The 23,673-nt window shown below is 66.6% G+C and carries 26 protein-coding genes; 14 read left to right on the top strand and 12 right to left on the bottom strand.

Features of this window, described 5'->3' with window-relative positions; genetic code table 11:
• Positions 1–201 precede the first annotated feature (201 nt).
• On the bottom strand, positions 202–360 hold the full coding sequence (locus tag AB0C34_RS25155) for a hypothetical protein (protein ID WP_357077621.1): 159 nt from the start codon (positions 358–360) through the stop codon (positions 202–204).
• 20 nt (positions 361–380) lie between these two features.
• Here AB0C34_RS25155 and AB0C34_RS25150 point away from each other — a divergent pair, with 20 nt between their 5' ends.
• Entirely contained in the window at positions 381–2,477 is a 2,097-nt protein-coding gene (locus AB0C34_RS25150; protein WP_357077618.1) for a thioredoxin domain-containing protein, read from the top strand.
• A gap of 83 nt (positions 2,478–2,560) precedes the next feature.
• Here AB0C34_RS25150 and AB0C34_RS25145 read toward each other — a convergent pair whose 3' ends face one another.
• A complete protein-coding gene (locus tag AB0C34_RS25145; RefSeq protein ID WP_357077677.1) occupies positions 2,561–3,238 on the bottom strand; it encodes a hemolysin III family protein in 678 nt (225 codons plus the stop codon).
• Positions 3,239–3,399: 161 nt separating this feature from the next.
• Between AB0C34_RS25145 and AB0C34_RS25140 the strand changes: the two genes are divergently transcribed.
• Positions 3,400–4,179, top strand: a complete 780-nt coding sequence (locus AB0C34_RS25140) for an isoprenyl transferase (protein WP_357077615.1) — start codon at positions 3,400–3,402, stop codon at positions 4,177–4,179.
• Between the two features lie 61 nt (positions 4,180–4,240).
• The gene (locus AB0C34_RS25135; RefSeq protein ID WP_357077612.1) at positions 4,241–4,849 is read left to right on the top strand and encodes a hypothetical protein; all 609 of its coding nucleotides are present in this window, start codon (positions 4,241–4,243) and stop codon (positions 4,847–4,849) included.
• Positions 4,850–4,855: 6 nt separating this feature from the next.
• Here AB0C34_RS25135 and coaA read toward each other — a convergent pair whose 3' ends face one another.
• Positions 4,856–5,788: a type I pantothenate kinase gene (gene coaA, locus AB0C34_RS25130; protein WP_357077609.1), complete on the bottom strand. Its 933-nt coding sequence runs from the start codon at positions 5,786–5,788 to the stop codon at positions 4,856–4,858.
• A 181-nt stretch (positions 5,789–5,969) separates the two neighbouring features.
• On the opposite strand from coaA, the gene AB0C34_RS25125 reads away from it, so the two are divergent.
• Positions 5,970–7,169, top strand: coding sequence for a DUF885 domain-containing protein (locus AB0C34_RS25125; protein WP_357077606.1), 1,200 nt, complete (start codon positions 5,970–5,972; stop codon positions 7,167–7,169).
• 8 nt (positions 7,170–7,177) lie between these two features.
• Here AB0C34_RS25125 and AB0C34_RS25120 read toward each other — a convergent pair whose 3' ends face one another.
• Positions 7,178–7,636, bottom strand: coding sequence for a PaaI family thioesterase (locus AB0C34_RS25120; RefSeq protein ID WP_357077603.1), 459 nt, complete (start codon positions 7,634–7,636; stop codon positions 7,178–7,180).
• 93 nt (positions 7,637–7,729) lie between these two features.
• Here AB0C34_RS25120 and AB0C34_RS25115 point away from each other — a divergent pair, with 93 nt between their 5' ends.
• On the top strand, positions 7,730–8,317 hold the full coding sequence (locus AB0C34_RS25115; RefSeq protein WP_357077600.1) for a TetR/AcrR family transcriptional regulator: 588 nt from the start codon (positions 7,730–7,732) through the stop codon (positions 8,315–8,317).
• Between the two features lie 83 nt (positions 8,318–8,400).
• The gene (gene glyA, locus AB0C34_RS25110; RefSeq protein ID WP_357077597.1) at positions 8,401–9,696 is read left to right on the top strand and encodes a serine hydroxymethyltransferase; all 1,296 of its coding nucleotides are present in this window, start codon (positions 8,401–8,403) and stop codon (positions 9,694–9,696) included.
• 35 nt (positions 9,697–9,731) lie between these two features.
• On the opposite strand, the gene AB0C34_RS25105 is transcribed toward glyA, so the two are convergent.
• On the bottom strand, positions 9,732–10,919 hold the full coding sequence (locus tag AB0C34_RS25105) for an FAD-dependent monooxygenase (protein WP_357077594.1): 1,188 nt from the start codon (positions 10,917–10,919) through the stop codon (positions 9,732–9,734).
• A gap of 114 nt (positions 10,920–11,033) precedes the next feature.
• On the opposite strand from AB0C34_RS25105, the gene AB0C34_RS25100 reads away from it, so the two are divergent.
• Positions 11,034–11,780 (top strand): TetR/AcrR family transcriptional regulator, encoded by a 747-nt coding sequence (locus tag AB0C34_RS25100; protein WP_357077592.1) that lies wholly within the window; start codon positions 11,034–11,036, stop codon positions 11,778–11,780.
• On the top strand, positions 11,777–12,196 hold the full coding sequence (locus tag AB0C34_RS25095) for a limonene-1,2-epoxide hydrolase family protein (RefSeq protein WP_357077589.1): 420 nt from the start codon (positions 11,777–11,779) through the stop codon (positions 12,194–12,196). The genes AB0C34_RS25100 and AB0C34_RS25095 overlap by 4 nt, the downstream gene beginning before the upstream one ends.
• 6 nt (positions 12,197–12,202) lie before the next feature.
• Here the strand turns inward: AB0C34_RS25095 and AB0C34_RS25090 are convergent, their stop codons facing one another.
• Positions 12,203–12,475, bottom strand: a complete 273-nt coding sequence (locus AB0C34_RS25090; protein ID WP_357077587.1) for a hypothetical protein — start codon at positions 12,473–12,475, stop codon at positions 12,203–12,205.
• 86 nt (positions 12,476–12,561) lie between these two features.
• Between AB0C34_RS25090 and AB0C34_RS25085 the strand changes: the two genes are divergently transcribed.
• The 4 genes from AB0C34_RS25085 to AB0C34_RS25070 all read left to right on the top strand — a co-directional run bounded on the left by AB0C34_RS25085 (position 12,562) and on the right by AB0C34_RS25070 (position 16,318).
• The gene (locus tag AB0C34_RS25085) at positions 12,562–12,930 is read left to right on the top strand and encodes a DUF488 family protein (RefSeq protein ID WP_357077584.1); all 369 of its coding nucleotides are present in this window, start codon (positions 12,562–12,564) and stop codon (positions 12,928–12,930) included.
• 266 nt (positions 12,931–13,196) lie between these two features.
• On the top strand, positions 13,197–14,582 hold the full coding sequence (locus tag AB0C34_RS25080) for a PhoH family protein (protein WP_357077582.1): 1,386 nt from the start codon (positions 13,197–13,199) through the stop codon (positions 14,580–14,582).
• Between the two features lie 186 nt (positions 14,583–14,768).
• Positions 14,769–15,362, top strand: a complete 594-nt coding sequence (locus AB0C34_RS25075; RefSeq protein WP_357077579.1) for an esterase — start codon at positions 14,769–14,771, stop codon at positions 15,360–15,362.
• Between the two features lie 98 nt (positions 15,363–15,460).
• Positions 15,461–16,318, top strand: coding sequence for an acyl-ACP desaturase (locus AB0C34_RS25070; protein ID WP_357077576.1), 858 nt, complete (start codon positions 15,461–15,463; stop codon positions 16,316–16,318).
• Positions 16,319–16,631: 313 nt separating this feature from the next.
• On the opposite strand, the gene AB0C34_RS25065 is transcribed toward AB0C34_RS25070, so the two are convergent.
• On the bottom strand, positions 16,632–18,035 hold the full coding sequence (locus AB0C34_RS25065; protein ID WP_357077573.1) for a class II fumarate hydratase: 1,404 nt from the start codon (positions 18,033–18,035) through the stop codon (positions 16,632–16,634).
• Between the two features lie 213 nt (positions 18,036–18,248).
• Between AB0C34_RS25065 and AB0C34_RS25060 the strand changes: the two genes are divergently transcribed.
• A complete protein-coding gene (locus AB0C34_RS25060; RefSeq protein WP_357077570.1) occupies positions 18,249–18,668 on the top strand; it encodes a hypothetical protein in 420 nt (139 codons plus the stop codon).
• Between the two features lie 301 nt (positions 18,669–18,969).
• Here the strand turns inward: AB0C34_RS25060 and glpX are convergent, their stop codons facing one another.
• Positions 18,970–20,013 carry a class II fructose-bisphosphatase gene (gene glpX / locus AB0C34_RS25055; protein WP_357077567.1) on the bottom strand — a complete coding sequence of 348 codons (1,044 nt, stop codon included), beginning with the start codon at positions 20,011–20,013 and terminating at the stop codon, positions 18,970–18,972.
• Between the two features lie 129 nt (positions 20,014–20,142).
• On the opposite strand from glpX, the gene AB0C34_RS25050 reads away from it, so the two are divergent.
• The gene (locus tag AB0C34_RS25050; protein ID WP_357077564.1) at positions 20,143–20,709 is read left to right on the top strand and encodes a DUF4245 domain-containing protein; all 567 of its coding nucleotides are present in this window, start codon (positions 20,143–20,145) and stop codon (positions 20,707–20,709) included.
• Between the two features lie 74 nt (positions 20,710–20,783).
• Here AB0C34_RS25050 and AB0C34_RS25045 read toward each other — a convergent pair whose 3' ends face one another.
• The 4 genes from AB0C34_RS25045 to AB0C34_RS25030 all read right to left on the bottom strand — a co-directional run bounded on the left by AB0C34_RS25045 (position 20,784) and on the right by AB0C34_RS25030 (position 23,517).
• Positions 20,784–21,200, bottom strand: a complete 417-nt coding sequence (locus tag AB0C34_RS25045) for a VOC family protein (protein WP_357077561.1) — start codon at positions 21,198–21,200, stop codon at positions 20,784–20,786.
• Positions 21,197–21,412 (bottom strand): exodeoxyribonuclease VII small subunit, encoded by a 216-nt coding sequence (locus tag AB0C34_RS25040; RefSeq protein WP_357077674.1) that lies wholly within the window; start codon positions 21,410–21,412, stop codon positions 21,197–21,199. The genes AB0C34_RS25045 and AB0C34_RS25040 overlap by 4 nt, the downstream gene beginning before the upstream one ends.
• A 62-nt stretch (positions 21,413–21,474) precedes the next feature.
• Positions 21,475–22,767: an exodeoxyribonuclease VII large subunit gene (xseA, locus tag AB0C34_RS25035; protein ID WP_357077558.1), complete on the bottom strand. Its 1,293-nt coding sequence runs from the start codon at positions 22,765–22,767 to the stop codon at positions 21,475–21,477.
• Positions 22,768–22,848: 81 nt separating this feature from the next.
• On the bottom strand, positions 22,849–23,517 hold the full coding sequence (locus AB0C34_RS25030; RefSeq protein ID WP_357077555.1) for a lipid droplet-associated protein: 669 nt from the start codon (positions 23,515–23,517) through the stop codon (positions 22,849–22,851).
• Between the last annotated feature and the right edge of the window lie 156 nt (positions 23,518–23,673).

Raw genomic sequence — 23,673 nt, 5'->3', positions numbered from 1 at the left:
AGCGCCGGATCGGCCTCGAATGACGCCGTCATGTCGACTCCTCCCCATCGAACATCGCAGCACCGGATATCCACAGCGGTCACAGGCTCACGAGTTGGATTGAACAACAGGAAATACCAAGATAAGTCTATGCAGATGTCCCCGCGGTCCAGGTAATTCGACGACTCTGGCGGCATCTGGATGCTGAGGCCGCTGGAAACATCAGGCGCCCGGGCTGGCCGACGTCCTCAGTAGATGACCACCGATATCGGCAAGCAACTCGAGTTTGCCGCCGAGCTCGTCGACATAGGCAGCGATGGCGTCCACGGTGGTGACCGCACCGCGTTCGATCCGCGAGACACGACCGGGGCTGACACCCACAATTTCCGCCAGCCCTCTCTATGATCGTGTTCTGTGCTCGCCGAGTGTGGCAGGCTGGCAGTGTGAACCGATTGGTCGGTGCGAGTTCGCCTTATCTGCTCCAGCACGCTGACAACCCAGTCGATTGGTGGCAGTGGGGTCCCGATGCGCTGGCGGAGGCTGTCGCGCGGGACGTGCCGATTCTGCTGTCCATCGGGTACGCGTCCTGCCACTGGTGCCACGTGATGGCGCACGAGTCGTTCGAGGACACGGCCACCGCCGAGCAGATGAACGAGCATTTCGTGTGCGTGAAGGTCGATCGGGAGGAGCGGCCCGATCTCGACGCGGTCTACATGAACGCCACCGTAGCGATGACCGGGCAGGGCGGCTGGCCGATGACCTGCTTCCTCACTCCCGAGGGCGTGCCGTTCTATTGCGGCACCTACTACCCGAAGCTGCCGCGCGGCGGGATGCCGTCGTTCACTCAGTTGCTCACCGCGATCACCGACACCTGGCGTCACCGCCGCGACGAGGTACAGCAAGCATCCACCCAGGTGGCAGCGGCGATCCGGACACAGATGGCGGGACTGCCCGACACGGAACCGACAATCACGGCCGAGTTGCTCGACGATGCCGTCGCCGCGGTATTGCGCACCGAGGACGCCGAGCACGGCGGATTCGGCGGTGCGCCGAAGTTCCCGCCGTCCGCGCTGCTGGAGGGATTGCTCCGGCATTGGGAGCGGACTGGAGATCCGGCCGTGTTCGACGCGGTCTCCCGCACGGCCGAGGCGATGGCGCGCGGTGGCATCTACGACCAGGTGCGCGGTGGTTTCGCGCGGTACTCGGTCGACGCCGGGTGGGTGGTGCCGCACTTCGAGAAGATGCTCTACGACAATGCCCAGTTGCTGCGCGCCTACGCGCATCTGGCGCGGCGCAGTTCGTCGGTACTGCCGGAATCGTTGGCGCGGCGAGTGGCCGGGGAAACCGTGCAATTCATCGTCGACGATTTGGGCACCGCTCAGGGCGGCTTCGCCTCGGCGTTGGATGCCGATACCCACCTGGAGCCGGGCGGCCCCGGAGTCGAAGGGGCGACGTATGTGTGGACGCCCGCTGAACTGACCGGTCTACTCGGTGCGATCGACGGGGCGTGGGCCGCCGAGTTCTTCGGCGTCACCACCGCGGGAAACTTCGAACAGGGCACGTCGGTGCCGACCAGACGCTCCGAACCGGTCACCGAGGCGGACAACGTTCGCCTCGCGCACATCCGGGCGCAGTTGCGTACGGCCCGTGCCCGCCGACCGCAACCGGCGCGCGATGACAAAGTGGTGACCGCGTGGAACGGGATGGCCGTCGTCGCGCTCGCCGAGGCCGGGTCTGCGCTGGGTGAGCCGGACTGGGTGGCCGCCGCGGTCCGCTGCGCGCGGTACCTGCTGGCCGAGCACGTCGTGGCGGGGCGCCCGCGGCGCGCCTCGCTCGGCGGCGTGGTCGGCTCGGCACCCGGCATCCTCGAGGATTACGCGTGGCTGGCCACCGGCCTGCTCGCGCTGCATCAGGCCACCGGTGAGCTCGGCTGGCTGCACGACGCACAGCGATTGCTGGATAAGGCGATCGAGCATTTCGCCGACCTAGAAGCGCCGGGCAGCTGGTTCGACACCGCCGATGATGCCGAGACGCTGGTCGCCCGCCCCCGCGACCCGATCGACGGCGCCACCCCCGCCGGCGCCTCCGCCCTGGCCGAAGCCCTGCTCACTGTTGCGGCCAGCAGCGATCCGGAGCGCGCCACCCGCTACCGCGATCTCGCCGACCGCACACTAGACCGTGGCGCGGTCGTCCTCAGCGGCGCGCCACGGTCGGCGGGCCAATGGCTGGCGGTCGCCGAGGCCGCTCTGCGCGGTCCTCTGCAGATCGCCATTGCCACCACCCAACCGCGCAGCCGCCCCACCGAACTGCTCGCGACCGCCCGCGTGGCGGCGCCCGGCGGGTCCGTCGTCCTCGCTGCCGCCCCGGACACGGTCCCCCTCCTGACCGACCGCCCGTTGGTCCGTGACGCCGACGCCGCGTACGTCTGTCGGGGTTCGGTCTGTGATCGCCCGGTCTCTACCCCGGAGGAACTCCGCTCAGCGCTGCAACGGGTCTGACGACTCGCCGACTCGAATCGAGTCGGGCATCGTCGATTCGACAGCGGCGGCCCGGATGCACCGTCCGCGCACCGTGTGCGTGGTCAGCGCAGAACAACCAGCCAGACGGCCGCGTAGTGCGTGATCGCGGCGAGCACGGTGGCCGCGTGGAAGAACTCGTGGTGGCCGAACACGGTGGGCCACGGGTTCGGCCACTTGGTCGCGTAGAGGATCGCGCCACCGCTGTAGATCAGACCGCCGATCAGCAACAGGATCAACGGCAGAATACCGATCTGGGCGTTCAGCTGCCCTGCCACCGGCACGATCGCCCAGCCGAGCAGCAGATACAGCGGGACGCCGACCCAGCGCGGCGCGGTGGGCCATAGCAGTTTGAGCGCGACTCCGCCCAACGCCCCGGCCCACACCACGATCAGCAGCGTCTGGCCCGTGCGTCCGGGTAGGCCGAGCAGAGCGAACGGCGTGTAGCTCCCCGCGATGAAGAGAAAGATCATCGAGTGGTCCGCCCGCTTCATCCGGATGCGGGCGCGCACGCTCGGCCAGGTCACTCGGTGGTAGACCGCGCTGATGCCGAACAGCCCGCAGACGGTGAGCCCGTAGATCGAGGTAGACCAGCCCGCGGTCGCCGATCTCGTGGCCGCCATGCTGACCAACACGATGGCCGCGATGGCCGCGACGCCGACCGCCCAGGTGTGGATCCACCCGCGCATACGCGGTTTCACGAGCGCCGCCGCCAGCGCTTCGCCCGCCGAAGCGGGGGTCACGACCAATGCTGCGTCGGCGGTGCCGACCGGTTCGGACACGACTGACCTCCTCAAACAACTCGTCAGTAACCTACGGAACCGTAGGTTGACGCTGTCTGCCACTGTACCGGGGTCACGCGGCCGATGCCGAGATCGCGTCGGTGAGGCGTAGGGTTGCCCGCGTGGAACTTCCGAGTCAGGTGCGGGGTCTGCCGTATCGCATCTATGAGGCCCGGCTGTCCAAGCAGCTGGCCGGCAAGCAACACCCCCGGCACGTCGCGGTGATGTGTGACGGCAATCGGCGGTGGGCTCGGGAGAACGGATTCACCGACGTCAGTCACGGTCATCGGGTCGGTGCGCTGAAGATCGCGGAACTGGTCGGCTGGTGCGCGGACGAGGGCATCGAGATGGTCACCGTCTACCTGCTTTCCACCGAGAATCTGCAGCGCGATCCGGACGAACTGGAGACGTTGTTCGAGGTGATCACCGATGTGGTCGAGGAACTGTCGGCGCCGGAAGCGAACTGGAGCGTGCGCATCGTGGGCACGCTCGACGGCTTCCCCGAACTGATCGCCAAACGACTGCGCACCGCGGCGGAACGCACCGAGGGACGCAACGGTGTGCACGTCAATGTCGCGGTCGGCTACGGCGGCAGGCAGGAGATCGCCGACGCGGTGCGTTCACTGGTCCGCCACGAGATCGCCGCCGGGGAGACCGGCGAGGATCTGGTCCAGTCGATCACCGTGAACGCCATCGACCAGCACCTTTACACCTCCGGTCAGCCGGACCCCGATCTGGTCATCCGCACCTCGGGCGAGCAGCGACTGTCGGGGTTCCTGCTGTGGCAGAGCGCATACTCGGAGATATGGTTCACCGAGGCGTACTGGCCGGAGTTCCGGCGGGTGGATTTCTTGCGCGCGTTGCGCGACTACGCCGCGCGCCATCGTCGCTTCGGCGTCTGACTCGATTTCGGTACCGGGAATTCGGCTCCGCCGCCGCACTTCCCGCGTACCGTGCGGTCTCATGAGCGCGTACGACACCTGGTCTGCCGGGACTCCCGGCGTCGCGCACCAGGCGGCGGGCAGCGCCATCAGCTACGAGGAGTTCGGCAGGCGGTTTTTGGCGTACGCGGCCTCCGAAGAACGTATCGCCGGTGCGTTCGGCCAGTTGACCGGCACCGCATTCGATTTCGGTCCGATCGGGGTAGGTCCGGGGCGGCTGGCCAAAGTGACCGCGCAAGTGCGGCTGGGCGAGCCGCGACTGCGCCGCCACGGCGAGGAGATCATCTCGTTCGAGTTGGTCATCCCACTGGATGTCGACCTGCTTCTCGATCTCGCCGTCGATCGCCATCGCTTCCACGTCGAGGGGAATATCCACCTGCATCTGACGGTGCGCACCGTGGCACCACTACGGGTGGTGATCGACATCGCCGAGCCCCGTCCCGGCGATGTGCGCGTCAACGTCGCCGCCGCGACCCGGCGCGGACAGCTGCTGCGAGTCTTCGTCGGCGTGGACCACGAGATCCGGCGATTCGTCGCCCGGTATATCGCCACGGAGATCCGCAAACCACACATTGCCGCGGCCTGCGATATCGATGTCGCGCGCCGTCTCGATGACGCGTGGAAATTGTAAGAGAAATCACAATTTACGGAGGCGCAGCCGATTGATGCCGTGGTCGGCATCCTTACGCAAGACCAAGGTGGCGCGCGGCCGGGTGGGCAGAATGTTCTCCACCAGATTCGGGCGATTGGTGTTGTTCCAGATCTCTTGCGCAGCGGCGATCGCCTGCTCGTCGGTGAATCCGGAGTAGTGGTGAAAATGCGCGTTCGGGTCGGCGAACGCGGTGTTGCGTAGCGTGAGAAACCGTTGCACGTACCACTTCTCGATGTCCTCGATGCGCGCGTCGACGTAGATCGAGAAGTCGAACAGATCCGAGACCATCAGTCGTGGACCGGTCTGGAGCACGTTCAGGCCCTCCACGATCAAAATGTCGGGCTGACGGACGCAGTGCCGCTGGTCCGGCACGATGTCATAGGAAATATGCGAATACACCGGCGCGCAGACCTCCGCCGCGCCGGATTTCACCTCGGTGACGAATCGCAGCAGCTTACGGCGGTCGTAGCTCTCCGGGAAACCCTTGCGGTGCATGATGCCGCGGCGGGTGAGTTCCGCGGTCGGATAGAGAAATCCGTCGGTGGTGATCAGATCGACGCGCGGATGGTGATCCCAGCGCGCCAGGAGCGCCTGCAGGACGCGGGCGGTGGTCGACTTGCCGACCGCGACGCTGCCCGCGACGCCGATCACGAACGGTACCTGCTGGTCGGGGTGGGTTTCACCGAGAAATGTCGCGGTCGCCGCGAACAGGCGCTGGCGCGCGGCCACTTGCAGATGGATGAGACGAGCGAGCGGAAGATAGACCTCTGCGACTTCCTCCAGGTCGATCTGTTCCCCGAGGCCGCGCAGGCCGATCAGTTCTTCCTCGGTGAGCACGAGGGGAGTGGACTTACGCAGAGTTCGCCACTGTTTCCGGTCGAATTCCACGTAGGGACTCGGCTCGCTCACTCGTGCCATTTACCCGACGCTCCACTTCGCCAAACACGCACAGTTATCGCGCGGTTCCGGTGAGATTCGGTCAAGCTGTCGCCGCATAGCCGAATTCTGCTCTGCGTCAACATCGTGGGATAAGTGGGGTATCGGTACCCGTTGGTAACCGGGTCGATGACCGTGCGATGAGCGGCTAATGTCGGCGGGCATGGAAGCGCATCCGCTCGTGACCGAATACCTGCGGCTCGGCCTCGCCTTCGACCGGCTGGAGGAAGGGTTCGTCGACGCCTATACCGGTGATCCGGCGCTGCGCCGTGCGGTGCAGAACGCGCCCGCCCCGCAGCCGCGCGAGCTGGCCCGCCGAGCCGCTGAGTTGCGTGCCGGAGTTTCCGAGGCCGGGCTGTCGCAGGAACGCGCGGAATTCTTGGAGGCGCACCTGCGCGCGCTGGAGTGTTCCGGTCGCAAGTTCGCCGGAGACGAGATCGGATTCGTCGAGGAGGTTCGAGCGTATTTCGACGTCGACATCGCCCCGGGCGACGTCGACGTCTACCGCGACGCGCATCGACAGATGGACGAGGTGCTCGCTGGAAAGGGGTCGCTGGCCGAGCGGATGGCCGCGCACCGCAAGGCCGACGAGATTCCGCCGGAGCGACTGTCCGCCTGCGTCGAGGCCTTTTCCGGGGCGCTGCGCGAACTGGTTCGGGCCAGGTATCCGCTGCCCGACCACGAGCACGTGACCTACGAGGTGGTCGGGGACAAACCATGGTCCGGGTTCAACTATTACCTGGGGAATTACCACTCCCGGGTCGCGATCAACTCGGATCTCACCCAGCACATGGCGCACCTGCCGCACCTGATCGCGCACGAGTCCTACCCTGGGCACCACACCGAGCATTGCCGCAAAGAGGCCGGGCTGGTGGCGGCCGGGCAGGCCGAACAGACGCTGTTTCTGGTCAATACGCCCCAGTGTCTGATGGCCGAAGGCCTCGCCGATCTTGCGCTTCGTTCGCTCGTCGGCTCCGGTTGGGGCATCTGGGCGCAGGAGATCTACGCCGATCTGGGCCTGCGCTTCGACGGTGACCGCGCGGAACGACTCGCGAACGCTTCGGCTCAGCTGCTCGGCGTGCGCCAAGACGCCGCGCTGCTGTTGCACGACCGGCGGCGCTCTCATGACGAGGTGGCGAAGTTCTTGCAGACCTGGAGCCTGGTGTCGCCGGACCGGGCACGGCAGTCGCTACGTTTTCTGTCTTCGCCGTTGTGGCGGGCCTACATCTCCACCTACGTGGAGGGGTATCGGTTGCTGGGCGCGTGGCTCGATCGCGCGATCGACCCGCACGACCGGGCTGACCGGTTCCGCAGGCTGCTGGACGAACCGCTGACACCCCGCGCTGTGCGCGCGCTTCCCTGAGGTGCCCCTCAGCGACTTCCTCGGAAGATGACGCAGGTCGTGGTGGCGTGCGCGACGAGGCGTCCCTGTTCGTCGACCACGCGCCCCTCGGCGGTAGCGGTGGTGCGGCCGACGTGGATCGTGCTGCCGGTGGCGGTGAGCCGCTGTCCGTCGACGGGGACGGCGCGGATGTAGTTGATCTTCAGTTCGAGCGTGGTGTAGCCGATGCCCGCCGCCAAGGTGGTGTGGACAGCGCAACCCATCACGGAATCGAGCAGGGTGGCGCAGATTCCGCCGTGCGTGGTGCCGAGGGGATTGGCGAAGTCGGGCCGGGTGCGCAGCGCGAAGACCACCCTCCCGTGTTCGAGTTCCTCGATCTCCATGCCGACCAGGTCACCGATGAACGGCGGCCGGTCCGGCATCGTCATCGCGGTCCGTAGCAGTTCCAGCCCGGACAGCTGCGCGGAGTCGATCGTGGTGTCCGACATCAATCCCGTCCCTTCGGTGAACCGATCGGTCCACATCTGCCATGATTGGAGCATGGACCGATCGGTTCACGCAACTGCCAGCGAGGAGGGTCGATGACTGCCGGGCCGCGCACCAGGTTGATCGACAGCGCCATCGAGTTGGTTCGTGAGCAAGGCGTGCACGCGGCGAGCCTTTCCGCCGTGCTGGAGCGGAGCAAGGCCTCGCGAAATTCGCTCTACCAGCACTTTCCCTCCGGCAAGGGCGAGTTGGTCGAGACCGCGACCCGGGACGCGGGCAGCCGGATCACCCAGGTGATCGACAAGATCACCGCCGCGCCGCCGGAATTATGGTTCGATTCGCTGATCGGCTGGTGGGTCGCCGCCTTGGACAAGACCGGTTATCGCGCGGGGTGTCCGATCGTCGGCGCGGCTCTCGCCGAGTCCGAGCCCGGCGTGCAGGCCGCTGCCGGCGCGGTTTTCGAGGACTGGCACGAACGCCTCGGCGCGGCGCTCACGGTGGCGGGCATGCCCGAGGCGCAGGCGCGCTCCTTCGGCAGCTTCGTGGTCAGTGCGTTGGAAGGCGCGATCGTGCAGGCGCGGGCGATGAAATCCATCCGACCGCTCGCGGACGCGCAGGAGCACCTCGGTGTGTTGCTGCGGAACTACCTGTCTACGGATTCGGACGGCGAACCGGACCGCTGACTGTGATCGCGGAAGTAGCCGATTCCGAGCGGCGGATGAACCCCCTGGTCGAGGAGTCGTCCTTCGGCCCATAGACTGACCGCGTGACGCAGACGACCGCCTCTGTCAATTCCCAGTCTCTCGGTGAGCTCGACCCGGAAGTCGCTGCCGCGATGGCCGGCGAACTCGCCCGCGAACGCGACACCCTCGAGATGATCGCTTCCGAGAACTTCGTGCCGCGTGCCGTGTTGCAGGCGCAGGGCAGCGTGCTGACCAACAAGTACGCGGAGGGCTACCCGGGGCGGCGGTACTACGGCGGTTGCGAGCATGTCGACGTGGTCGAGACCCTGGCGCGCGACCGGGCCAAGGAGCTGTTCGGCGCGGATTTCGCCAACGTGCAACCGCATTCCGGTGCGCAGGCGAACGCCGCCGTGTTGATGTCGTTGATGGATCCGGGCGACAAGTTGCTCGGTCTGGACCTCGCGCACGGTGGCCACCTCACGCACGGCATGCGCCTGAACTTCTCCGGCAAGCTCTACGAAGTGCACTCCTACGGGGTCAACAAAGAAGACCACCGTGTCGACATGGACGAGGTACGCACCATCGCCCGCGACGCGCGCCCGAAGGTGATCGTGGCGGGCTGGTCGGCCTACCCGCGTCATCAGGACTTCGCGGCGTTCCGCTCGATCGCCGACGAGGTCGGCGCCTACCTGTGGGTGGACATGGCGCACTTCGCCGGTTTGGTCGCGGCCGGACTGCACCCCTCGCCGGTCCCGTATGCCGACGTGGTGTCTTCGACCGTGCACAAGACCCTCGGCGGTCCGCGCTCCGGCCTGATCCTGGCGAAGCAGGAGTACGCCAAGAAGATCAACAGTGCGGTGTTCCCCGGCCAGCAGGGCGGGCCGCTCATGCACGCGATCGCCGCCAAGGCCGTCGCTTTCAAGATCGCCGCGACCGAGGAGTTCCGCGACCGCCAAGAGCGCACCCTCTCCGGCGCGAAGATTCTCGCCGAGCGCCTCACCGCCGCCGACGTCAAGGACAGGGGCATCAGCGTGCTCACCGGCGGTACCGACGTGCACCTGGTCCTCGTCGATCTGCGCAACTCCGAACTCGATGGTCAACAGGGCGAAGACCTGCTGCACGAAATCGGGATCACGGTCAACCGCAACGCCGTTCCCTTCGACCCTCGCCCGCCGATGGTCACCTCCGGTCTGCGGATCGGCACCGCGGCGTTGGCCACGCGTGGCTTCGGCGACGCCGAGTTCGCCGAGGTCGCCGACATCATCGCGACCGCGCTGGCGGGCGCCTCCGACGTGGAGGCGCTGCGTGCCCGGGTGAGCAAGCTGGCCAGCGATGTCCCGCTGTACAACGGCCTGGAGGACTGGCGCCTGCTGAGCTGACGCGCGCTCGGTAATTCACCCTCGCCACCCCGGGCTCAGCCGACGTCCTTCGCGCCCACCAGCGTCGGATAGTCCCGCAGGTCGATGTCGTTGGCGGCGTTGTCGCTGTAGTTCAGCATCAGCGTGAACAGCCAGGAGTCGAGGAACCAGTCGCGCATCCTGATGCCGAGCGCGGTCTTCGGCGCGAGGAAGCGGCCCGCGTTGCTGCTTCCCGCGATCTTGGCGTAGCGCTGCATGATCTCGTTGTAGCGGGTGAAAGCGACCGTGTGATCACCGTCGGCGACGGCCAATTCGCCCGCGATGACGTACGCGCCGACCACGGCGAGTCCGGTGCCGAAGCCGCCCAGCGTGTTTCCGTACGCGGAGTCGCCGACCAGCGCGATCCGACCCTTGACATAGCCGCCCTGCATCCGCACTTTGCTGATCGAATCCAGGTAGAAGTCGTCGAAGTCGGCCATCTCGCCGAGCATTCGGGGAACCTCCCAGGCGACGTCGGCGTAGACCTGCTCGACGACGCGCCGCTGGGCGGCGTTGTCGTCGCGGCGGTAGTCGAGTTCAGGGGAGGCGAACAGGTACAGTTGCTGCGCCTTCGGGCCGCCACTGATCGCGATCTTGCCGGGAGTGTTGTGGCCGTACGCGATCGCCCGTGCACGCGAACCGCCTTCGCTCCATGGGCTCGCGCCCGCGACGCAGTAGTAGTACCCGAGGTGCGTCACGAAGTCCCTTTCCGGACCGAACGCCAGTCCGCGTACCCGTGAGTGGATGCCGTCGGCGCCGAAGACCAGGTCGAAGGTGCGCGCCGGTCCGCGTTCGAACTCGACGTACACCCCGTCGCCGGTTTCGGTGAGCGCGCTGATCGAGTCGCCGAACAAGTATTCACAGTGCGCTGCGGTCCGGTTGTACATGATCTGGGACAGGTCGCCGCGCAGGATCTCCACATCGCCGCCGGTGAAATCGCCGGAGATGGTGGCGACCTGCTTGCCGTCGGCGTCGACGAGGACTGTGTCGGTGGTACCGGTCCTGCGCTGCTCGATCTCGTCCAGGATTCCCATCCGCTCCAGGACAGTGCGATGGGTGGCGCCCTTGAAGTCGACGGCTTGGCCGCCGGGGCGCAGTGCCGGGGCGCGCTCGACGACGGTGACGGCGAAGCCGTAGCGGTGCAGCCAATAGGCCAGGGCGGGGCCGGCGATGCTGGCGCCGGAAATGAGGACGGTGGTGCGCATGGCGGCTCCTTGTGGTCGAAAATCTGCGTCTACAGGACTCTGTGTCCTATGGACACAGATAAGCGTATGGTAGACACAGTTTTACGTCAAGCCATTTTCCGGAAGGATCCGGTCATGCCGACACCGACCACCGTCGAATTGCTCTGGGGTATCCAGCCGCGACCCAAGCGCGGGCCGAAACCCGCACTGTCGCTGGAGGGGATCGTCGCCGAAGCCATCGCGCTCGCCGATTCCGACGGGCTGTCCAACCTGTCCATGCAGCGGCTGGCCGAGCGGCTCGGTTTCACGAAGATGTCGCTCTACCGCTACGTGCCGGGCAAGGCCGAACTGATCGCACTGATGCTGGACACCGCGTTGGGCATGCCGCCGGAGCGGACCGTGACCGGCAGCGCTGCCCTCGAAGCGGGGTGGCGCGGCCAACTGGCCCTGTGGTGCGAGACACTCTACGAGCGTTTCCGTGCCCATCCCTGGTCGTTGGAGGTGTCGGTCGGGGTACGGCCGATCGGCCCGGCCGAGATGGCCTGGATGGAGTGCGCGCTCGATGCGCTTGCCGAAACCGGGTTGACCACCGCCGAACGCCTGGACACCATCGTTCTGCTGACCGGGCACGCGCGCAGTTTGGTGCAGCAGGTCCGGGGGGCGGGTGCCGAGGCGTTCGAGCAGCAGATCGCCGAACAGTTCGCCGCCATGGTGACCGTCGCGGCGGAGCGCTATCCGGCAGCGGCGGCGGCGTTCGCCGAGGAAGGCGCGGTGGTGGGTGGTGAGGGGGCGCTGAGATTCGGCATTGGGCGCATCCTCGACGGGTTGGCCGTCCTCATCGCTTCCCGTGCCAGAACGCCTCGGCCTACGCTCGGACCATGACCGACGAACTCGACCTGAAACAGGACTCGATCACCACGGTGCGGGAGTTCGTCGCCGCGCTGGAGATGGACGCGCTCGCGGAGGCGGTCGACCTGCTGCACCCGGACATCGTCTGGAAAAACACCTCGCTGCCTGATGTGCGAGGCATCCGGCGGGTCGGTGGGGTGCTACGCGGCCTGAACAGAGACTGGATCGGGTTCGGCGTCGACTTGCACCACATCGCCGCCGACGGCGAGATCGTGCTCACCGACCGCACCGACCACCTACGCTTCGGTCCGCTGCGCATCGGGTTCTGGGTGGCCGGTACCTTCGAACTGCGCGAGGGCCGAATCATCTTGTGGCACGACCACTTCAGTTGGGAGAACGTCGTGCGCGGTACTATCGTCGGTCTCTGGCGCGCCGTAACCCGGGGCTGAACCGGCTCAGGAACGCCCGGCCAGGTACTCCAGATAGAACGGCCGCAGCACCTCGGCGATCGCGCCGTCGCCCGCGTGGAAGTAATCGTCGATCATCGGCAGCACATATTTGATGTCCGCCTCGCTCTCGCCGATATTGCCCGCAGCGGCCTCCGCGGCCGGAATCGAGGTGAGCAACCGCCACAGGAACTTCACGTCCCCGCGGCGCACGGCCAGCTTCACCGCTCGGTCGTGCAATTCCTTCGACGACAGCTTCTGCAAATCCTCGTTACCCGCCATACCAGCGACTCTATCCGTCTGACCGGGTGGCAGCGACCGCGTGGCGCTACCCGTCGCAGCGCCGAGGCCGTGTTGCGATGACCGTTATGACCCTTGAACTGCCGCCCGGTTTCCAGGTGAAACGCGTCTATGAAACGCCCGATCCGGACGACGGCACCCGCGTGCTGATCGACCGGCTCTGGCCGCGGGGGCTCACCAAACAGCAAGCGCGAATCGATCGATGGCCCAAGGCGCTCACTCCGTCGACCGAACTGCGTCGCTGGTTTCATGCCGACCCGGACGCGCACCGCGCCGAATTCGTCCGCCGTTATCGAGCCGAACTCGCAGCCCCGGAGGTGCAGAAAGATTTGTTGGAACTGCGCACTTTGGCCGACGAACATGCAGTTACCTTGCTTACTGCCGTAAAGGATCCAGAGAATAGTCATGTGCCGGTGCTGCTCGGGCTCCTGCGCTGAGCGTTCGCGCAGCGCTGGTTTACGACAAATTCATGAACCTGCCGCGCTGTCTCTGAGCGCGAAGGCGGGGTTCGCAGGTAGCGTCGAATGTGCGGGCCGCGGCGGTGTGGCTCGTACGGGAGGTCCTGACCGTGGCTGAGTTACTCAGTACGAGGGGGCCGGCACCCGGCCCTCGTGGCATCTGACGGCAACGTCGGGTCCATCAGGACGGACCGGTCCAGAGAGATCGCTCGTGCGAGTGCGGCACGAGCACATAGGAGCCCACCGTGACTGCTGCACGCTCCGTTTCCGCTCCCTCGGCGCAATCCCGCTCCGCGAAAGGCGGAGCCGCTGGGAAGGGGGCCCGCCCCTCGCATTTACTCGGCAAAGTCTTCGTCATCGACACCTCGGTCTTGCTGTCGGATCCCTGGTCGTTCACCAGGTTCGGCGAACACGATGTGGTGTTACCGCTGGTGGTCATCAGCGAACTCGAAGGCAAACGCAACCACCACGAACTTGGCTGGTTCGCACGGGAGGCCCTGCGCAACCTGGATGATCTGCGCCTGCAGTACGGCAGGCTGGATCAGCAGGTGCCGATCGGCACCGAGGGCGGAACACTGCAGGTGGAACTGAACCACACCGATCCAGCGGTCCTCCCGGTCGGGTTCCGCACCGACACCAATGACGCCCGCATCCTTGCCTGTGCGCTCAACCTCGCGGCCGAGGGCCGCGATGTGGTGCTGGTGTCCAAGGATATTCCGCTACGGGTCAAGGCCAGTGCGGTGGGTTTGCATGCTGACGAGTATCACGCGCAGGACGTCGTCACCTCCGGCTGGCCCGGCATGGTGGAGTTGGACGTCAGCTCGGCGCAGATCGATCAGCTCTACGCCGAGTCGGCGATCGACCTCGACGCCGCGCGAGAACTGCCCTGCCACACCGGTATTCGGTTACTCGGCACCAGTTCCAGTGCACTCGGCCGGGTCACGCCGGACAAACGTGTGCAACTGGTCCGGGAGCGTGAGGCGTTCGGGCTGCACGGTCGGTCCGCCGAGCAGCGCATCGCGCTGGACCTCCTGCTGGACGAGAGCGTCGGCATCGTCTCGCTCGGCGGCCGGGCGGGCACGGGTAAGTCCGCGCTCGCGCTGACCGCGGGCCTGGAGGCGGTGTTGGAGCGACGCACGCAGCGCAAGGTGGTGGTCTTCCGTCCGCTATACGCGGTCGGTGGCCAAGAGCTGGGCTACCTGCCCGGCACCGAGAGCGAGAAGATGGGCCCATGGGCGCAGGCGGTCTTCGACACCCTGGATGGACTGGCCAGTCGCGAGGTGATGGAGGAGGTGCTCAGCCGCGACATGCTCGAGGTGCTGCCGCTCACCCACATTCGCGGCCGATCGCTGCACGATTCGTTCGTCATCGTGGACGAGGCCCAGTCGCTGGAGCGCAACGTCCTGCTCACCGTGCTCAGTCGACTCGGCACCGGGTCACGGGTGGTGCTCACCCATGACGTCGCGCAGCGTGACAACCTGCGTGTCGGCAGGCACGACGGGGTGGCGGCGGTGATCGAGAAGCTCAAGGGGCATCCGCTGTTCGCCCACATCACGTTGACCCGTAGTGAACGCTCGCCGATCGCGGCGCTGGTTACCGAGATGTTGGAGGAATACGGTCCCAACGCCTGATAGGGCCGCGATGCCCTGCGGTGTGTTTCACCTCACAAGCGGCGGGTAGTATCCGCCGTGATAGCTGTTCGGTATGGCCCGGTGTTTCGCTCGTCGATTCGCCGGGCCATTGCCGAGCATCGGCCAGGCTACGCGCGATGTCACGGAGCCCGTGGCGAAGTGGTAGCCGATTTCGAGAGGATGGACATGCACCACTTCGCTCGACGAACAGCTGGTTTCGCCGCATTGGTCACCGCGGCCGGTCTTGTCCTCGCCGGATGCGGCGATGACAAGAAAGATGGCAGCGCCTCCACCGCAGGAGCGCTCAGCTCGGTCTCCGCGGCGATGAACACCTCGGCTATGACCACCTCGCCCGGCGCGGCCATGACCACCTCGGCCCGCGCGACCCATACCGACGAGCACTCGTCGGGCGCCGCGGAGGAGACCAAGATCGCCGCCGCGGATGGCGAGATCACGGTGTCAGGTGACATCTACAAGAAGTATGTGGCCAGCGGTGGCCCGGCCGGCCTGCTCGGTGCTCCGCTGGAAGAGGCGGAGGACGGGCCTGCCGACGGAAACTACCAGGACTTCGTCGGTGGCACGATCTACGCGCCCAAGGAGGGCGAACCACACATCGTGTGGGGCGCGATTCGCGAGGCGTGGGAGGACAACGGTGGCGCCAACGGCAAACTCGGCTATCCGACCAGCGACGAGAAGGACATTCCGGGTGGCAAGCAGAGCGATTTCACCGGCGGAACGATCACCTGGGTGAACGGTAATATTACGGTTACGCCGAAGTAGTTCGGTCTGAGGCGTCCGGGCCGCCCTGCGCTCCCGGATCGCCTGCCAGGTCCTGTCCACAGCTCCCGCTTCGCGGGCCCAGCCGCTAGGTTGTCTTGGTGCAAACACTCTTGACCGATCGCGAACTGCTCGAATCACTCGCGGTGGACGTAGAACTGAATCTGCGTAAGCACGTCGAGGCCGCCGAGGAATGGCAGCCGCACGAATTCGTGCCGTGGGACGATGGGCGCAACTTCGCGTTCCTCGGCGGCACCGATTGGGAGCCCGAACAGTCCGAACTCAGCGCTGACGCGAAGCTGGCGTTGACCGTCTGCGTGCTGATCGCCGACAATCTGCCTTCGTATCACCGCGAGATCGGCAAGTACCTGCGCACCGGTGCCTGGTGGCGCTGGGTCGGCCGCTGGACGGCCGAGGAGAACCGGCACGAGATCATGATTCGCAATTACCTCATGGTCACCAGGTCGGTCGATCCGATCGAACTGGAGCGGCTGCGGATGGATCACATGACCAAGGGCTTCCGCCGCCCGGCGATGCACCTGCTCGACGTACTGGCGACCTGCGCATTCGAGGAGGCCGCCAGCGCGATCCGGCACCGCAACATCGCCGCACTCGGGGAGAACCCTATGGTCACCGCCATCGCCGACCGCATTGCAGTGGACGACGAACTGCAGTCGGTGTTCTTCGCGAACATGGTCGCCGCCGGCCTCGATCTGGCGCCGGACCAGACCATGCGCGCCATCGCCGACCGTGTCGCCGATTTCCACGTCCCTACGGTGACACTGCCGGCCGGCCGCAGTAGCGACGAGGTGCTCGCCGAGGCCGGTCTCTACGACCGTGCCAAGGAAGGTGAACTGGTCTTCACGCCGCTGCTGAAGCGCTGGAATATCTTCACACGCAGCGACTTCGGCGCCGAAGGCGAGAAGGCACGCGACGAGCTCACGCACCTGCGCGGCTGACGCGACCGTCTTGGGATCACGAGTGTTGTCGCGGCGCGGTTCCGAAGGTGATCCCCAGCGAGTCGTCGCTCGACTCGGATTTCGCTGAACTGCACGACATTCGAACGCCACCCGGCAATCGAGCATCGCTCCGGGTGGCGTTCGGTGTTTCGGCACCCCGTGCGGCGTTCACCGGCCGGTGTGGCGGTGTAACGCCCTTCGGCCGCACGCGATTAACCGGCATCCCCAGCATGCGACGGGACGAAGAAGTTCGACCGCCACGTTGGAAAGACGAGGGGTTCCAACGTGGCGGTCGTGCCGGCGCCGGGAGTGCTTACCGTCCGTCTTTCACGTTGGCCATCGAGAGCACGTCGAGGCGGCGGTCGAGCTCTTCCTCGGTGAGCTTCTCGTCCAGTAGGCCGCGGTCGATCACCGTCTGGCGGATGGTCTTCTTCTGCGCGAGTGCTTCCTTGGCGACGGCGGCTGCCTCCTCGTAGCCGATCGCCGAGTTCAACGGAGTGACGATAGACGGGGAGGATTCGGCCAAAGTACGCAGGTGCTCGACATTGGCGACCAGGCCGCGGACGCATTTGTCGGCGAACAACCGAGAGACGTTCGCCAGCAGGCGAATCGACTCGAGCAGGTTGCGGGCCATTACCGGGATATAGACGTTCAACTCGAAGGCGCCGTTCGCGCCGCCGAACGCGACGGCCGCGTCATTGCCGATCACCTGCGCCGCGACCTGGGTAACCGCCTCGGGGAGAACAGGGTTCACCTTGCCCGGCATGATGGAACTACCCGGTTGTAGATCGGGCAGCCGGAGTTCGGCCAGCCCCGTCAGCGGACCCGAGCCCATCCAGCGGATATCGTTGGCGATCTTCGTGAGGCTCACCGCGATCGTGCGCAGCGCGCCGGAGGCCTCGACCAGGCCATCCCGAGCGGCCTGCGCCTCGAAGTGGTCCTCGGCCTCGCGCAGCGCGTCTATGCCGGTGGCGCGCACCAGTTCCGCGACGACCATCGCGCCGAAACCCTCCGGTGCGTTCAGGCCGGTACCGACCGCGGTGCCGCCGATCGGCAGTTCGCCGAGGCGCGGTAGCGTCGCCATGATGCGATCGATGCTTGCCGCGATTTGTCGGGTATAGCCGCCGAACTCCTGGCCGAGCGTCACCGGCACCGCGTCCATCAGGTGGGTGCGGCCGGACTTCACGACCGTCCGCCACTCGGTCGTCTTGTCCAGCAATGCGAGCCGGAGGTGCTCCAACGCGGGGACCAGATCGGTGATGACCGCTTCGGTGGCCGCGAGATGTGTTGCGGTGGGAAAGGTGTCGTTCGACGACTGTGACATGTTCACATCGTCATTCGGGTGCACGGTGACGCCGTTCGCGTTGGCGAGTGAGGCGATCACCTCGTTGGCGTTCATGTTCGAACTGGTGCCCGAACCGGTTTGGAAGACATCGATCGGAAACTGGTCGTCGTGCTTGCCTTCGGCGATCTCGTTCGCCGCGGCAATGATGGCGTCGGCCTTCGCCGGATCGAGTAGGTCCAAGTCGCGATTGACCTTCGCGCACGCCGCCTTCAGTAGGCCGAGCGCACGGATCTGCGCGCGCTCCAAGCCACGTCCACTGATCGGAAAGTTCTGCACCGCCCGCTGGGTCTGCGCCCGCCACAGAGCATCCACCGGAACCCGAACCTCGCCCATGGTGTCGTGCTCGATGCGGTACTGCGTCTGCTCGGTCATATTCCGACCCTATGCCGCTGGTGCCCGCCGTGGGGAGACCAAGCCCTGAGGACATTCGCACACCGCCCCCACCCCGCAACCGGGAATAACAAGGAAAGTTCGCCGAGCAACTAGCGCTCCTATCAGGACAGCGGCGCGATATCGCGTCAGGCCGGACGCTTGGTCGGGGCGGTGTGTGTGGGCTGAAACTCGGCGGCGTGACTCAGGCGCGACGTGGGCGAGGCGTCGAACGAGCCGGTCGATGCCGGGCGGCACGAAACGCTCGCCCGAGGATTTCTCGAACCGGACCAATGCGGTGATCCGAGGCCGCTTCGGAAGCTGGGCGATGGCGGCGCGACGACGGGGTTGGCCGGCTACCACGACAAGTCGGCGGCAGTACTTCGGTCGAAGCCCCGTTCCGCCAACACCCGAAAGGGCGACCTGCTGAACCAGAGTCTTCCCAACAGAACTACGCAGTACGACCGTGGCTGCGGGTTGTGGTCGGTGGTTGTGGCGGGTGATGCGGTGTGCGTTTCGGTCGACCGCGAGGTCTCGGTGTCGCCGGTGAGCCCGCAGCGAAGCATGCCGCCGGAGGGCACCATCCGGTCCACCAGCGACCACATCGACCTGCAATCTCTCGCCGGCACCACCTGACTACCCGCGACCCCATCCCCCACCACCACAACAACGACGGATCGGCCCCGCACGTCGTCACCACTATCTTCGTGTCAGCGAGACCAGTCATCCCCGTCCGGACGAATCCCCTCCGGCGCAACACCTCGGCCGAACTCCCCCTTCCGGGCGAAGCGAGACCGAGCATTGCCCGTTCGCGGCCCGGCTCGTGGCCGAGCGGCCGACGCGCCCGCGACGAAGTCGCAACCGGTGGTCGCTCGGACGCGAACCACACAGGGGCCGCGAACCCGCAGCGCCGCAGGCGCTGCCAAACACAGCCAAATTACGGCAGCGGCGGTACCGCGTCCTCGTCCCCGATGAAGTCGACGGACGAGTATTCGCGCAGTTTGGTCAGCCGGTGGTACGCGTCGATCATGCGGACCGTGCCGGACTTCGAGCGCATGACGATCGAATGGGTGGACGCGCCGCCGCCGTAGTAGCGCACGCCGCGCAGCAGGTCGCCGTCGGTGACGCCGGTGGCGCAGAAGAAGACGTTTTCACCGGCGACCAAGTCTTCGGTGGTCAGCACGCGGTCGAGGTCGTGGCCGGCGTCGATGGCTTTCTGTCGTTCGTCGTCATCCGTGGGTGCCAGCATGCCTTGTAGTTCGCCGCCCATGCAGCGCATCGCGGCGGCGGCGATGATGCCCTCGGGCGTGCCGCCGATGCCGACCAGGATGTCGGTGCCGGAGTCCGGGCGGGCCGCGGCGATCGCGCCCGCGACATCGCCGTCGGAGATCAGGCGGATGCGGGCGCCAGCGTCACGGACCTGCTGGATCAATTCGGCGTGCCGGGGACGGTCCAGGATGCAGACGGTCAGGTCGGATTTCGCGGAGTTCTTGGCTTTGGCGACCCGCCTGATGTTCTCGCCGATCGGTGCCGCGATATCGATCACGTCCGCCGCGTCCGGTCCGACGGCGATTTTGCGCATATAGAACACCGCCGACGGGTCGAACATCGCGCCGCGCTCGGCGACCGCGAGCACGGAGATCGCGCCGGGTACACCCTTGGACATCAGCGTGGTGCCGTCGATCGGATCTACCGCGAAGTCCACGTCGGGGCCGGTGCCGTCGCCGACGGCTTCGCCGTTGTACAGCATCGGCGCCTCGTCTTTTTCGCCTTCGCCGATGACGACGATGCCGCGCATGGATACCGAGCTGACCAGCTGTCGCATCGCGTCGACGGCGGCACCATCGCCCCCTTCTTTGTCGCCGCGGCCGACCCAGCGACCCGCGGCCATCGCTCCGGCTTCGGTCACGCGGACCAGCTCGAGTGCGAGGTTGCGGTCGGGCGCCTCGCGGCGGCTAGATGTCGGGGAAGATGCCGTCATTGCGGGGTGCCTCCTGTGCGTCGGTACGTACCGGTCGATTGTCTCATTCGATCTGGCACGGTCGTACACCCCTGTTCCGGCGATCGGGGTGCGCGGGGGAGTGTTGTCCCGCGAGTGGATACTGGGAGCGTGTCGTACCAAAAGCCACGCATTCTGAACGACTACCGGGATCTGTTCTGGTCGCTGATCCCGTTGGTGGTGATCGCCGTGGTTTTCGCCGGTCTGGCCAGTCAGTGCAGTTTTGCAGCCAACGGTCCGACCCCGGGGCAGATTCCGCTTTTCGATGTGAAAGCGGCTCTCACCATGGATGCGCGCTCGATGCCGTTCCCGATCCGCAATCCGGACTTGCCCGCTGGATGGTCGTCGAACTCCGGCAGCCGCGAGTCCATCGGCGGCACCGGCGGCGGACCGGTGAGCACCGTCGGCTACCTCACTCCGCAGGGCACGTATTTGCGGTTCTCGCAGACCAATGCGACCGAGGAGGCGCTGGCCAGGTTCGTGCTCGGCTACCGGTATGCCAGCGGCACCGAACGGGTCGGCGAGCAGGCCTGGACCGTGTACGCGGAGCAGGGCTCGGAGACCGTGTGGATCGCGAATCTCGGTCTGTCCCGAGTGCTGATCACCGGTGCGGGCAACCATGCGGCGTTCACCACCCTCGCTCAGGCGGTTACCGCAGCGCAGCCACTTTCGCGCTGATCAGCCGGTCGTGACCCGGGTCGGCCCAGCGAGCGGTGCTATGTCGTCGCATCGTTTGCCGTAAGTCGGCACGCTCAGTGGCGCTGGTCATTGCGCGGGGCCGGGATCGCGGTAGTGCCCGCGCCGTCGGAATCGACGGATTCGCCGGTGCGGTGACTCACCACATTGACGAGGGTTCCGCTGGGATCGCGAACGAAGAAGCGACGTACTCCCCACGGCTCGTCGCGCAGCGGGTAGACGATGTCGACGCCCGCGCTGGTCATCGCTTCGTGCACGGCGTCGACGTCGTCGACCTCCACGCTCATGTCGGGTTGGAGCGACTCGGCATCCGGGCCGACCAGCAGGACTTGGGCGGTGGGGTGGGACGGCGACGCCATGGTCACGACCCAGCCCAGGTCCATCGCCTCGTGGAAGCCGAGTAGTCGGTAGAAGTCGCGGCTGGCGGTCAGGTCGGTGGTGCGGATGTCCGGAGTGGCGCGGCGAATGGTCATTGCGGCTCTTCCAGGTCGGTGCGGTGCAGGGCGTCCTCCACCCGCTGGCGCGCGCCGGCGAGATGTTCTTCGCAGCGGCTCGCCAGCGCCTCGCCGCGCTCCCACAGGGCGAGCGATTCGTCCAGGTCCAGGCCACCTTGTTCGAGGATCTTCACGACACCGACCAGTTCGTCGCGGGCGCGTTCATAACCGAAGTCCGCGATTTCGGCCAGTTCGGTGGCCGGATCTGCTCCGGTCTGGTGTGCACCCGTGGACTTGCCGCGCTCGGCCACGATCAGTTCCTCCCTGTGTCGGTGTGCTCGCCGCCGAGGGCCTCGGCGCCCAGCGCGGCGGCCGTGATGGCGCCGTCGGTGACCCGGATGCGCAGTTGGCTGCCCGCGGGCCCGTCCTCGATCGTGCGCACCACATGCCGCTCATGGCCGGTGACACGCTGAACGACAGCGTAGCCACGGGCCAGCGTCGCGGCCGGCCCGACCGCGGTGAGTTTCTCGCGCAGATGTCTGGCCGCCGTGGACTCGGTGTGGATGAATTGCTCGGCGCAGCGGCGCGCCGAGGTGCGCAGCCGCTCGATGTCCTCGTGGCGGCGATCGAGTTCGCGAAGCGGGTCGGCCAGTGCGGGACGTGATCGCAGCTGGGCCAGCGTCCTGGTTTCGCGGTCCACCCAGCCGCGCAGCGCGGCGGCGGTGCGGGCGCGCAGGTCACGGACCCCTGTCAGTTCGGCGGCGGCGTCCGGGACGACGCGTTTGGCGGCATCGGTCGGGGTGGCCGCGCGCAGATCGGCCACGAAGTCGGTGAGTGGATTGTCGGGTTCGTGGCCGATCGCGCTCACTATCGGCGTGTTCGCCGCCACAATGGCGCGGCACAACGCCTCGTCGGAGAACGGCAGTAGGTCCTCGACGCTGCCGCCGCCACGCGCGAGCAGGATCACCTCGACAGTGGGGTCGCGATCGAGTTCGGCCAGTGCGGTCAACATCTGCGGCACCGCGGTCGGACCCTGTACCGCGGTATTGCGGATCTCGAAACGCACTGCGGGCCAACGATTTCGAGCGATAGTAAGGATATCGCGCTCGGCGGCGCTCGCCCGGCCGGTGATCAGACCGATGGTCGCGGGCAGGAACGGGATCGCGCGCTTGAGCCGGGGATCGAACAGGCCCTCGGCGGCCAACAGTGCCTTCAGCCGCTCGACGCGGGCCAGCAGTTCGCCGATACCGACGGGTCGAATCTCGAGGACGCGCAAGGAGATCGTGCCGCGGCCGGTGAAGAAGGAGAGTTTGCCATAGACGACCACCCGGCTGCCCTCCCGCAGTGGGACGGTCGCGTTGCGGATGAGGTCCGGGTCGCAGGTCACCGACAGCGACATGTCGGCCGAGGGATCACGCAACACCAGGAACGCGGTGCGGGTGCCAGGGCGCAGATTGATCTGGGTGATCTGCCCCTCGACCCAAATGTGGCCGAGTCGATCGATCCACTGGGCGACCTTGATGGCCACCGACCGCACCGGCCAGGGCTGCTCCGCGGAATTGGTCTGCGCCATTCCACCCACAGCAGGGGAGCCGTCCTGTTTCATGTGGTCAGGTATACCCGGAGGTCCTGCGCTGACGTATATGGCGCGGGGGTCGACCGGAGCCAGCCGGGTCAACCGCCGATGTCACTGCGCCCGCATAGTGGCGATCCGATTCGTCAGCATCGTGACGAACGCGGCCCTGGCGCGGGTCTGTTGCTCGTATTCCAGCAGGGCGGTGAGGTCCTCGACGGTCAGCATGCGCAGTCGGGCACGCAGTTGGGCCAGGCTCATGGTGGGGTAGCCGTATCGGGTTGCGACTTCCGGTTCCGCGATCTCGGGTGCGGCGGCGGCGGGCTCTGGTCCGGATTCCGGTTCGGTCGCCGGCGCAAGGGTTTCCGGCTCGGCGTCAGGCGCTTCCGAAGCGGTATGGCCGTTGGTTTCGGTGGCGCGCGCCGAGGTGTGCGCGGGGAAGGATTGGCGCGTGTCGAACGGGGTCGATTCGGGCTGGTCAGCGGTGTACAGATCGAAACGGCTGCTGCGGGTGGCTGCCGGGCTCGGCTCGTCGGCCGAGTCCTCGTCGAAGGTGGCCCACTCCGGCTGCTCCTCCGGGCCGTGGGACAGGCGTTCGAAAACCGCGTCGCCCTTCAGCGCCAGGCTGGTCACGAATTGCTGGACGTGCATCGTGGTCTGCAGCATCTGACTGATCGCCGTGATCGGGAAATTCATTGCCGCCGTGGGGAGACGGCGGGTTTCCTCCAGGGCGTATACGGCGGCACCGGCGGCGACCCGGGCCAGGAACGGTGGTCGAGGCATGGTCCTAGCCTGCCCGAAATGGTGTGTTATGCAAAGGAGAGGTGGGTGTGGTTCGGATTTTCGTCCGGTCAGGCTGGTGGTGAGGCGGCCGACATTACGCGGTGAAGCAGGCATAGGCGGACAGTAAACGCAGGCCACGGTGCGTGTCGTGGGCGT

The organism is Nocardia sp. NPDC049220 (genome assembly GCF_040647855.1).
Classification (GTDB): domain Bacteria; phylum Actinomycetota; class Actinomycetes; order Mycobacteriales; family Mycobacteriaceae; genus Nocardia.
The sequence above is the reverse complement of the archived record's forward strand: the minus strand, read 5'-3'. Positions and strand labels throughout refer to the sequence as shown.